Origin of the sequence: Cycloclasticus sp. (assembly GCA_040743155.1) — a bacterium.
Classification (GTDB): Bacteria; Pseudomonadota; Gammaproteobacteria; order Methylococcales; family Cycloclasticaceae; genus Cycloclasticus.
Genome location: JBFLJU010000001.1, coordinates 1,574,728 through 1,585,580, shown reverse-complemented (window position 1 = coordinate 1,585,580; position 10,853 = coordinate 1,574,728). Strand labels below are relative to the sequence as shown.

The following is a 10,853-nucleotide window of genomic DNA, read 5'->3' as shown; positions in this document are numbered from 1 at the left end:
AACTGATGACATGAAAAATATCTCCCTCCAAGATCAATTACTAAAGGCTGGCTTAACGAGTAAGTCTAAAGCGCATAAGGCTAAATCTCAGAAACAGAAGCAGCTTAAACAGAAACAAAAAAACAAGGTTGAGGTGGTAAATGAAGCCGCTTTGCTGGCTAAGGAGGCGCAAGCGAAGCACTTAGAAAAAGACCGTCTGTTGAATGAACAGCGTAATCAACAAGCGGAAAAAAACCAAATTTCGGCGCAAATAACACAGTTGATTGAGTTGAATAAACTAGCGAAAGAAGACGATGGGGATGCGTTTAATTTTACCCACGATAATAAAGTAAAAACTATTTATATCGACGATGCTTTGCGGCAACGTATTGTTACGGGCACGGCGCTTATCGTTGATTTGGCTAAAACCTACGAAGTGGTACCGGCTGCGGTTGCAGAAAAGATCGCGCAACGTGATAAAGATCGAGTGATTTATTTAGACGATGTCACGTCACAGTCTGACGATGATGACTATGCTGATTATGTCGTACCCGATGATTTAATGTGGTGAGGAATTTAGACGAAAGCATTGTTGAGAGCTGTCGCCAGTGGGTGGCGAAGGTCATTGTCGGGTTGAATTTTTGCCCGTTTGCAAAGCCTGTGGTTGAGACAAACCGTGTCAGTTATAAAGTAATTAACGAGCGTTCGCTGGCGCACTGTTTGATGGCGTTGAGCGATGAGCTAACCGAGCTTGCTGCAAATGATGAAACGGAGACCAGTTTGTTGATTTATCCGCACGGCTTCGAGTCTTTTGAGGATTATCTCGACCTTGTCGACGTGGCAGACGCTTTGTTGGTTGACGAGGGTTACGAAGGCATTTTTCAACTGGCGAGTTTTCACCCTGACTATTGTTTTGATGGGCAAAAATATGATGATGCGGCCAATTATACAAATCGTTCGCCGTACCCGATCTTACATATTTTGCGCGAGGCGAGTATTGAAAAAGCACTGGAAAGTATCGCTAATCCAGAGAAAATTCCCAATAGGAATATTGAGTTTGCTCGGGCCAAGGGCTTGGAGCAAATGCAGGCGTTGTTGAAGGCTTGTCGGCCTGAGTAGGTTTTAAGAATAAAAAAAGCCCGCCTTAATTATTAAGGCGGGCTTTTTTGTGTCAAACGTTTACTTTAACGCGTACCGGTTTTAAGGCCTTCAATCTCTTGGCTCTTAAGGTACTCATCATAAGTACCGTGGAAATCAATGATGCCTGTTGGCGTGATTTCAACAATTCGGTTAGCCAACGATGAAACAAATTCACGATCATGGCTGACAAAAACTAAGGTGCCTTCGTAGTTTGCAAGCGCCAAGTTAAGTGACTCAATAGACTCCATGTCCAAATGGTTTGTTGGTTCATCCATTAGCAGCACATTCGTTTCGCCCAGCGTTAACTTACCGAATAACAAGCGGTTTTTCTCACCACCAGAACAAACGGCGACCTTTTTATTAAAGTCATCTGATGAAAAGAGTAATCGGCCTAGTGTCATACGAACCACTTGATCGTTATGGCTCGGCTTGCGCCATTGGCTCATCCAGTCAAACAAGGTCATATCAACATCGAACTCAGCGCTAGCGTCTTGAGGGCAATAGCCTAAGGTGGCATTTTCAGCCCATTGGATAGTACCGTTATTGGGGCTTAATTCATCCATTAAACAACGCAAGAAGGTGGTCTTGCCGGCACCATTTTCACCAATCACGGCTACGCGTGTGCCTGCTTGTAAAATCATATTGGAATTTTCAAACAAGGTCTCATCGTCGAAGCCATGGCCTAAGTTTTCAAGAGTAACCGCTTCACGGTGCAGCTTTTTAATTTGTGTGAAACGAATAAACGGGTTAATACGCGACGACGGCTTGATATCAGCGAGTTCGATTTTTTCTAATTTCTTAGCGCGTGAAGTGGCTTGTTTAGCTTTCGATGCGTTAGCTGAGAAGCGACTAACAAACTGTTGAAGTTCCGCAATTTGTGTTTTCTTCTTGGCATTTTCTGACTGTAATAACTCACGTGCCTGCGTTGATGCGGTCATGAAGTCGTCATAGTTGCCCGGGTAGAGTCGCAATTCACCGTAATCAATATCGGCCATGTGTGTGCAAACAGCGTTTAAAAAGTGTCGATCATGCGAGATGATGATCATCGTACTTTTAGACTGGTTGATAATATCTTCTAGCCAACGAATGGTGTTGATGTCCAAGTTGTTGGTTGGTTCGTCGAGTAGCAAAATGTCAGGTTCAGAGAACAACGCTTGGGCCAGTAGCACACGTAGTTTCCAGCCCGGCGCAACGTTACTCATTAAGCCATAGTGGAACTCTTGTTCGATGCCGGCGCTCATGAGTAATTCTTCAGCGCGACTTTCTGCGCTGTAGCCATCCATTTCGGCAAATTCAACTTCTAATTCGGCGACTTTCATGCCTTCATCTTCAGTCATCTCAGGCAATGAGTAGAGGCGTTCACGCTCTTGCTTAATGGTCCATAATTCGGCATGTCCCATAATGACGGTGTCAACGACGGTGTATTCTTCAAAGGCAAACTGGTCTTGGCCTAATTTACCGATGCGTTCGCCCGGGTCTTTTGAAACGTTGCCGGCTGTGGGTTCTAAGTCACCGCCTAGAATCTTCATATAAGTCGATTTGCCACAACCGTTTGCCCCAATGAGGCCGTAACGGTTGCCATTACCAAACTTGGCGGAAACGTTTTCAAATAATGGCTTAGAGCCAAATTGCATGGTGATATTTGCGCTAATTAACATAGTGATTGCTCGTCATAAATAAAGTGTGTGAAAGTATGCTTATCTATTGCCAAAATTGTCAGGGCGGCTAGCCGAACTGCTTTGGGTGTTGCGTCGTTTGGGGCGCGAAGAGTTTGCTTTAGAGCCTGAACCTGAACCTGCCTTAGGCTTGGAATGTGAGTGTTTTTTTGCTGATGTATTGCGTGGGCGTTGGTTATTACGACCGTTCTGGATTGGTTCGGGTTTGATGCTTGGATCAGGCTCGTAGCCTTCAAAAGTAACTTTTCTAATGTCACTTTTTATCAGGTGCTCAATACCCTTTAGTAATTTTAATTCGTCAACACAAACTAGCGACATGGCTTCGCCTAGGCTGCCAGCACGACCGGTACGGCCAATACGGTGAACATAATCTTCAGGCACATTTGGCAGTTCAAAGTTGACGACATGCGGTAATTGGTCGATATCTAAACCACGTGCGGCGATATCGGTGGCCACTAATACGCGAATATCATTTGTTTTAAAGTTAGCCAATGCTTTTGTACGTGCGCCTTGGCTTTTATTGCCATGAATGGCGGCAGCAGTAATACCATCTTTGTTGAGCTGTTCAGCCAGTTTGTTTGCGCCGTGCTTTGTGCGGGTGAACACTAAAACTTGTTTCCAGTCATTTGAGCCAATAAGAAATGAAAGGAGCTCGCGTTTGCGTTTTTTGTCGACGGGGTGAACCACTTGCGAGATGAGTTCAGATGTGGAGTTCTCTTGAGCAACTTCAATCAAGGCAGGGTTATGTAATAAGCTGCTAGATAGCTTTTTAATGTCGTTAGAGAAGGTAGCGGAAAACAAAAGTGTTTGTTTTTGTTTCGGCAATAATGCCAGCACTTTCCTGATGTCTCGAATAAAACCCATGTCGAGCATGCGATCGGCTTCATCTAATACAAGAATTTCAACGGATGACAGGTCTACTGTTTTTTGGCTAACGTGGTCGAGAAGGCGGCCAGGGGTGGCAACTAAAATATCAACGCCTTTACGAAGTTTTTGTTTTTGTGGGTTAATGTTTACGCCACCAAAAATAACGAAAGATGATAACGGTAATTGATTGCCGTAATCTTTAACGCTTTCAGCTACTTGCGCGGCTAATTCACGTGTGGGGGTTAAGATTAGGGCGCGCACTTTAGATGCTTTGGTTTTGCCTTCGCCGGTTTCCATAAGGCGTTGTAATACTGGCAGCGTAAAGCTGGCTGTTTTGCCGGTGCCGGTTTGGGCGCCGCCCATTAAATCGCGACCTTCTAAGATAAGAGGGATGGATTGAGATTGAATGGAAGTGGGTGAGGTGTAGCCTTTTTTGGATACAGCACTGACTAATTCGGCTCTAAGGCCGAGGGAATCGAACGACATATAATTTTCTCCGTGAGTCCAGCCGCCAGTAATTTCATGGCACGGTCGAGGTGGAAACGTTGCTTAATAATGCTGGGCAGTTATTGTAAATTGCCGCAGTTTGAGGTGGGGTGCAGACCGATCAGCACAACCTTTTGAGGGTGCATATTGTACCCGATTGTTGAGAGTCTTGTAGGCTTAAGTCTAATTAAAGGTTAAGAAAATGCTGTTTTTCTAAAGAAAGTGCGTTAGAATTTGTTCCGCTACATTCTCTACTGGTTTTTTTAAGATCTGCTCTTGTTAATTTCCTTGTAAGATTTGTAACATTTTTTAATTTTTTTAATTTTATTTGAGGTAATTATCATGGCAACAGGAACAGTTAAATGGTTCAACGAATCTAAAGGCTTCGGCTTTATCACTCCAGAAGATGGCAGCAAAGATGTATTCGTACATTTTTCAGCAATCGCAAGCGAAGGTTTTCGTACATTAAACGAAGGCCAACAAGTGAATTTTGACGTAGAAAATGGCCCTAAAGGCCCACAAGCAGTTAACGTAACTGCTTAAGTTTCTATACGAACTTGGAAAAGCCTCGCTTTAAGCGAGGCTTTTTTTTGTCCAAAGGTTTAATAGCCACACGCTTATTATAAGTATGACTTTAGGTTTGAACAACGTGGGTAGTGAAAAACACAATGACTGAGATACTTGATCAAGTTAACGCAGCGCTGTTGCCTAGCGCATTTATTATCTTAATGGGCGTTGTATTGAGGCATTGGGAGCCAGCGGGGCTGACTTTGTTGGAAACCCGTCGTGTGATCAGCACCTTGGTTATCAATCTGTTTTATCCAGCACTTATTTTTTCGGTGATCCCTAAGGTGGCATTATCGGGTGATATTTTTAGCGCTCCAATGGTGTCAAATGTTGGTATTGCGGTTGGGATGTTAGCGTGTTGGATTTTTTACCCGTGGCTAAAAAGTCAAGGTTGGGGTAAGCCGGAGCTCGGTGCGCTAATGTTAGTGTGTGGGCTTGGGAATATTATTTCTCTCGGCGTGCCGCTACTGCAAGCTATGCAAGGTGATGATGCAGCGCGGTTTGCTATTTATATCGACATTATGGCGATAACGCCAATGTTATGGATTGTGGGCTTATGGATAGCGATAGAGTGGGGAGAGAATAATGAACAAAAGCAAACACCGTTAAGGTTTTTTAAATCGTTGATGAGCCTGCCGCCGATTTGGGCGTTTATTGTTTCAATTTTGATGAATATCTATGGGCTTAGCTTGCCTGGATTTCTACAGAAGGGAACCACCATGCTTGGCAATGTGACGATGTCGGGTATGTTGTTAGTGGTTGGTATGTCGCTTTCATTTGCGAGCCTTAAAAAGCATAAAGTGATTGCTGTTTTAGCGTCTGCAATAAAACTACTTATTGTTCCAGCAGTGGTTTACTTTACCGCAGGGGCGACAATGCACGATGTCAAGGTAATACAGGCAACGGTACTGATGGCTGCAACGCCTTCGATGATGGCGACGATGATTCTGAGTGAGCGCTATGGTCTAAATACGGAGTTGTTGTCTACCGTGTTAGTTGCGAGTACGGCGCTATTTTTTGTTACTTTGCCGATTTGGCTGATGGTGTTGGCGTAGTCTCTTTGGTCTCGCTTTGGTTTGTTGTGTTCTGAATGTCGTCTTGTAGGTCGTTGAAGGACGTTTCAACCTCTTCCAAGGAATCATTCAGTTGACTGTCGACGCTATTTTTAGCTCGTTCCATAGATTGTTTTAGTTCTTCAAGGCGAATTTGTTCGTCAATTTCATACTTAACGGTCTTTACCATACCGCGAGCTTTGCCGAGCCAAAGCCCCGTTGTGCGAGCCACGCGTGGGAGCTTCTCTGGGCCAATGACCAAAAGAGCTATAATGCCGATGAGACATATTTCGAAAAAACCGATATCAAACATAACTATTGAGGGGCGAAGGCCATTTTTAAAGTATTTGTGTGCTTAGTATAAGATAAACGTTGCGTGCTAACCAAGGGAGAAGGTTTTTATCGTTTATGGATAAATACCTTTTGAAAAATTGATCATGTAAGATGATCTTTTTTATATAAATATAATAAAAAGTTTGAGGAGTCAGTATGTTCGATTGGTTAGATTGGGGTCATAATATGGAGATCACCACCAACGAGTTGGCGGGTGTTAACCCCTTTATGGGCTATGCGGGTGGTGTGTTTTTTGTTATTGCTGCGCTGATAGGTGCTTATATGCTGACAAAAGTGATACAAAAAAAAGAGAACGGTATGTTCGTTACGTTGTTACACTTCGTTAGTGGCGCAACGGTATTTATGATGATGGTAATGCAGTTGGTTGCGGGCAGTGCCAGTGGTGACCCTATGCAGCCAGTAGAGTCTGGTTGGTTGCCGCAAGCGTTGCTTCTATCGGGTGTTATGTTGGTGTTGGGTGGTGTTATTTGGCGCGATAGGCTGAGACAAAAGAGGTCGCTGATATTGATTTATTCACATGTAGCGATGGGGTTGGTAACGGGGGGTGTTTTAACGCTCGCCTTACTGGACTTGTCTGAGATGTAATAACTGAACCTATTGCTTTTTAAAGGTTCCAAGAACCTGTAAGTATTAATAATTATTGAGGATAAGTATGTCTGTTAAGTTAACTGAAAGTGCGGCAATTCAAGTGCAAGACCAATTGAATAAGCGAGGAAAGGGCTTAGGCTTACGATTGGGTGTTCGTGAATCTGGTTGTTCTGGTTATGCTTATGTTATTGATTTTGCGGACGAAATTGATTCTGAAGACACTGTCTTTGAGGCGCATGGCGTGAAGGTGATTATTAATAAAGACTCACTAAGTTTTTTGGATGGTTTAGAGCTGGACTTTGCTAGAGAAGGCATTAACTCAGCGTTTAAATTTAATAACCCAAACGTTAAAGATGCTTGTGGCTGTGGTGAAAGTTTCACGGTTGAATCATAAGGTTTTTCTCAATTAGCTGTTCGGGCTGATTAAAGCAGTGTTTACTGGATTGCTAGATAGCGCTGCAATCTGTAAACTACACACTTTGTGGTGGCCTGCTGCCAGATAACCTAATGCCGTGAATTTACACGGTTTTTTCTAAAATTAATTTTTATTGTTGGAGTAATACTATGGCGCTTGAGCGTACTTTTTCTATTGTAAAACCAGATGCAGTTGCAAAAAATGTGATTGGACAAATTTATGCGCGTTTTGAAGCAGCGGGTTTAAACATTGTGGCGTCAAAAATGTTGCAACTTTCTCGCGAACAAGTGGAAGGCTTCTATGCTGTCCACAAAGAGCGTCCATTCTATAACGACTTGGTTGAATTTATGATTTCTGGGCCGGTTATGGTTCAAGTGCTTGAGGGCGAAAATGCTATCCTAAAAAACCGTGAAGTTATGGGTGCTACAAATCCTGCTGAAGCTGACGCAGGCACGATCCGCAAAGACTTTGCTGACAGCATTGATGAAAATTCAGTACATGGCTCTGATGCGCCTGAAACAGCAGCTGAAGAAATCAAGTTCTTCTTTAGCGATGAAGAGCTTTGCAAACGTCTTCGTTAATAATTAAATGAGCTCAAAACAAAACCTGCTGAACTTAGACCGTAAAGGTCTAGAAGAATTTTTCACCGAAATGGGTGAAAAGCCATTTCGTGCAACGCAGGTTTTAAAGTGGATTCACCAAGAGGGTGTGTCCGATTTTGAGTTAATGACCAATATCAGTAAGGCGTTGCGAGTACGCCTTGCTGATATCGCTGAAATACGTGTCCCCGAGATTGTTTTCGAGCAAAAATCCGATGATGGAACCTATAAATGGGTGCTTGAGTTGGATGGCCAAAACCGGATAGAAACGGTCTTTATTCCAGAAGATGGTCGCGGTACCTTGTGTGTGTCATCACAAGTAGGTTGTGCGCTGGAATGTACCTTTTGTTCAACGGCGCAACAAGGCTTTAATCGTAATTTATCAGCAGCCGAAATCATCGGTCAAGTATGGGTGGCGGCAAGGGCGTTGGAAGGTAAGGCGAATTTAACCAATGTTGTGATGATGGGCATGGGTGAGCCATTGCTTAATTTTAATAATACTGTGACGGCGTTAAACCTAATGTTGGATGACTTTGCCTACGGCCTCGCGAAACGTAGAGTAACCGTGAGTACCTCTGGTGTTGTGCCGGCTATGTATCGGCTAGCTGAGGTTAGCGATGTGAGCTTGGCGGTGTCTCTCCATGCGCCGAATGACGAGTTACGAAATGAATTGGTACCCCTGAATAAAAAATACCCAATCGCGGAATTATTAGAGGCGTGTAAGCACTACATAAAAGGCGAAAAACGGCGCAAAATAACATTCGAATACGTTATGTTAAGTGGTGTTAATGATTCAGTTGAACATGCACATGAATTAAAGCGGTTGCTCGCTGATGTGCCTTCAAAAGTGAATTTAATTCCTTTTAATCCATTCCCAAGTACCCAGTATAAACGATCAAGTAATAACGCCATACATCGCTTTACTGACGTATTGAAAGAGGCCGGCCTAGTAACGACAACGCGTAAAACACGCGGTGATGATATCGATGCGGCTTGTGGTCAGTTAGTGGGTAAGGTAAAAGATAAAACAAAACGGCAGCTAAAGAAGCGACAGGCAGCAGAACTATGAAAAAATGGATTTTTCGTGTATTGCTCGCGTTAGCAATGGTCGTACTCACTGCTTGCCAGCCTCAGCAGGTGAAAGAAAGCAAAGCCTCTTCCATACAGGGTGCTGAGAAAAGTCCAGCGGATGTCTATATTTCACTTGGCATGGAATATATGAATAGAGGAATGAGTGAGGTGGCGTTAGAAAAATTAACGACAGCTATCAAAATTGATCCGTACTCTAGTAATGCTCACAACGTCATCGCGGTGCTTTATGACCGACTAGGTGAGAAGTCGTTGGCCGGTCAGCATTATACAAAGGCGGTGAGTCTAAGCCCTAACAACTCAAGTGCGCAGAATAACTACGCACGCTACTTATGTGGTAACAACGAATTTGATTCGGCGGATAAACATTTCAATCGAGCGTTAAAAAACCCATTATACAAATCGCCAATTTTGGCGTTAACAAACGCGGGCACTTGCGCTTGGAAAGCTGGGCAGTTAGACAAAGCAGAATCCTATTACCGCACCGCGTTACAACGTAATAACCGTGCAGCGGTTACGCTGTTACAAATGGCGAAATTAAAATTTGAGATGGAGAATTATTTGTCTGTACGGGCGTATCTCCAACGTTTTAAAGCTATAAATAAGCATACGGCCGCTTCGTTATGGCTCGGTATTCAAGCAGAAGATAAGTTGGGTGATACGAGTGGTGTTGCCAGCTATATTTTGCAATTAAAACAATTGTATCCAGATTCACACGAAGTGGGTTTGTTAGAAAAAAGTAAGTTTAACCGTTCCTAAGCTGTATAAGATTTATGAGTAAAAAGTTACAAGCCATTCGCGGCATGCATGATATTTTGCCGGATAAAACGCCATTGTGGCAGATGTTAGAAAAAGCGATGTTCGAGGTGTGCCAACAATACGGCTACTCTGAAATACGGATGCCTTTGGTAGAAAGTACGGATCTTTTTTGTCGCTCTATTGGTGAAGTGACCGATATCGTGGAAAAAGAGATGTACACGTTTGCTGACCGCAATGGTGATTTATTAAGCTTGCGTCCAGAAGGCACCGCTAGTTGTGTTAGAGCTGGGTTGGAAAATGGTTTGTTTTACAACCAGATACAGCGGTTGTGGTATCAAGGCCCTATGTTTCGTCACGAACGCCCACAAAAAGGCCGCTATCGACAGTTTCACCAAATCGGTCTTGAATGCTTTGGCATGTCGGGTGCTGAAATTGAGGCAGAAATTATCTTAATGTCGTACCGTTTGTGGAAAAAGATCGGCATAGCGGATGAGCTAACACTAGAAATAAACACGCTGGGTACAAGTGAAGAACGTGCGATATATAAAGGCGTTCTTGTTGAATATCTGGAGCGATATTTAGAGCAATTAGACGAAGACAGTATTCGTCGACTAAAAACTAACCCTTTACGCATTTTGGACAGCAAAAACCCGGCTATGCAAAAGCTCATTGAGGGCGCTCCTTGTCTGATCGATTCGTTAGGTGAGGCGTCAATTCAGCACTTCGAGCAGCTACAAGGCTATTTAGACGATGCGAATATTAGCTTTACGTATAATCCTCGTTTGGTACGTGGATTAGATTACTATTCACACACAGTATTTGAATGGACAACCAGCTCGCTAGGTGCCCAAGGGACCGTGTGCGCGGGTGGCCGCTACGACGGGCTTATCGACCAGCTAGGTGGCAAGAAAACAGCGGCTGTGGGTCTTGCAATGGGTGTTGAAAGGTTGGTGTTGTTACTAGAGCAGCACGAATGGGGTGATGTAAAGCCATTGGCCTATATTGTTTACCAAGGTGATGAGGCAAAAAAAGAGGCGATTCAGCTGGCCGAAAGGTTGCGTGACCGCTTGCCAGAGAGTGGCTTTGTGTTGCACTGTGGAGAAGGCAGTTTAAAAAGCCAATTTAAAAAAGCCGATAAAACAGGCGCTAAATTAGCGCTAATTCTAGGTGAAGAAGAAGTCGCAGAAAACAAAGTGAGTATCAAGTTTTTGCGTGACCGACAAGAACAACAACAATTGCCGCAAAATGAATTAGCAGCATTTTTACAAAATAATAGTTAAAA

Annotated in this window: 13 protein-coding genes; 10 read left to right on the top strand and 3 right to left on the bottom strand. The window is 43.6% G+C overall.

Annotation, left to right across the window (positions count from 1 at the left end; translation table 11 throughout):
- Nucleotides 1–10: 10 nt before the first annotated feature.
- Both AB1Y31_07520 and AB1Y31_07515 read left to right on the top strand, forming a co-directional pair.
- Nucleotides 11–550 (top strand): DUF2058 domain-containing protein, encoded by a 540-nt coding sequence (locus AB1Y31_07520; GenBank protein ID MEW4983015.1) that lies wholly within the window; start codon nucleotides 11–13, stop codon nucleotides 548–550.
- Nucleotides 544–1,098 (top strand): DUF1415 domain-containing protein, encoded by a 555-nt coding sequence (locus AB1Y31_07515; GenBank protein ID MEW4983014.1) that lies wholly within the window; start codon nucleotides 544–546, stop codon nucleotides 1,096–1,098. The genes AB1Y31_07520 and AB1Y31_07515 overlap by 7 nt, the downstream gene beginning before the upstream one ends.
- 65 nt (nucleotides 1,099–1,163) lie before the next feature.
- On the opposite strand, the gene AB1Y31_07510 is transcribed toward AB1Y31_07515, so the two are convergent.
- Nucleotides 1,164–2,777 carry an ABC-F family ATPase gene (locus tag AB1Y31_07510; protein ID MEW4983013.1) on the bottom strand — a complete coding sequence of 538 codons (1,614 nt, stop codon included), beginning with the start codon at nucleotides 2,775–2,777 and terminating at the stop codon, nucleotides 1,164–1,166.
- A 39-nt stretch (nucleotides 2,778–2,816) separates the two neighbouring features.
- A complete protein-coding gene (locus AB1Y31_07505) occupies nucleotides 2,817–4,148 on the bottom strand; it encodes a DEAD/DEAH box helicase (GenBank protein ID MEW4983012.1) in 1,332 nt (443 codons plus the stop codon).
- A 342-nt stretch (nucleotides 4,149–4,490) separates the two neighbouring features.
- Here AB1Y31_07505 and AB1Y31_07500 point away from each other — a divergent pair, with 342 nt between their 5' ends.
- Together AB1Y31_07500 and AB1Y31_07495 are read left to right on the top strand one after the other, a co-directional pair.
- Nucleotides 4,491–4,691, top strand: a complete 201-nt coding sequence (locus AB1Y31_07500; GenBank protein ID MEW4983011.1) for a cold-shock protein — start codon at nucleotides 4,491–4,493, stop codon at nucleotides 4,689–4,691.
- Nucleotides 4,692–4,816: 125 nt separating this feature from the next.
- Nucleotides 4,817–5,770: an AEC family transporter gene (locus AB1Y31_07495; protein MEW4983010.1), complete on the top strand. Its 954-nt coding sequence runs from the start codon at nucleotides 4,817–4,819 to the stop codon at nucleotides 5,768–5,770.
- On the opposite strand, the gene tatB is transcribed toward AB1Y31_07495, so the two are convergent.
- Nucleotides 5,736–6,080 carry a Sec-independent protein translocase protein TatB gene (gene tatB / locus AB1Y31_07490; GenBank protein MEW4983009.1) on the bottom strand — a complete coding sequence of 115 codons (345 nt, stop codon included), beginning with the start codon at nucleotides 6,078–6,080 and terminating at the stop codon, nucleotides 5,736–5,738. The two genes, AB1Y31_07495 and tatB, sit on opposite strands and share 35 nt — an antisense overlap.
- Before the next feature lie 176 nt (nucleotides 6,081–6,256).
- Between tatB and AB1Y31_07485 the strand changes: the two genes are divergently transcribed.
- From AB1Y31_07485 to hisS, 6 genes are all read left to right on the top strand, one after another.
- A complete protein-coding gene (locus tag AB1Y31_07485; GenBank protein MEW4983008.1) occupies nucleotides 6,257–6,706 on the top strand; it encodes a hypothetical protein in 450 nt (149 codons plus the stop codon).
- A 67-nt stretch (nucleotides 6,707–6,773) separates the two neighbouring features.
- A complete protein-coding gene (gene iscA / locus AB1Y31_07480) occupies nucleotides 6,774–7,103 on the top strand; it encodes an iron-sulfur cluster assembly protein IscA (protein ID MEW4983007.1) in 330 nt (109 codons plus the stop codon).
- A gap of 170 nt (nucleotides 7,104–7,273) precedes the next feature.
- On the top strand, nucleotides 7,274–7,705 hold the full coding sequence (gene ndk, locus AB1Y31_07475; GenBank protein MEW4983006.1) for a nucleoside-diphosphate kinase: 432 nt from the start codon (nucleotides 7,274–7,276) through the stop codon (nucleotides 7,703–7,705).
- A gap of 7 nt (nucleotides 7,706–7,712) precedes the next feature.
- The gene (rlmN, locus tag AB1Y31_07470; protein MEW4983005.1) at nucleotides 7,713–8,792 is read left to right on the top strand and encodes a 23S rRNA (adenine(2503)-C(2))-methyltransferase RlmN; all 1,080 of its coding nucleotides are present in this window, start codon (nucleotides 7,713–7,715) and stop codon (nucleotides 8,790–8,792) included.
- The gene (pilW, locus tag AB1Y31_07465) at nucleotides 8,789–9,571 is read left to right on the top strand and encodes a type IV pilus biogenesis/stability protein PilW (GenBank protein ID MEW4983004.1); all 783 of its coding nucleotides are present in this window, start codon (nucleotides 8,789–8,791) and stop codon (nucleotides 9,569–9,571) included. The genes rlmN and pilW overlap by 4 nt, the downstream gene beginning before the upstream one ends.
- 14 nt (nucleotides 9,572–9,585) lie before the next feature.
- Nucleotides 9,586–10,851: a histidine--tRNA ligase gene (gene hisS / locus AB1Y31_07460; protein MEW4983003.1), complete on the top strand. Its 1,266-nt coding sequence runs from the start codon at nucleotides 9,586–9,588 to the stop codon at nucleotides 10,849–10,851.
- The last annotated feature ends 2 nt before the right edge of the window (nucleotides 10,852–10,853 follow it).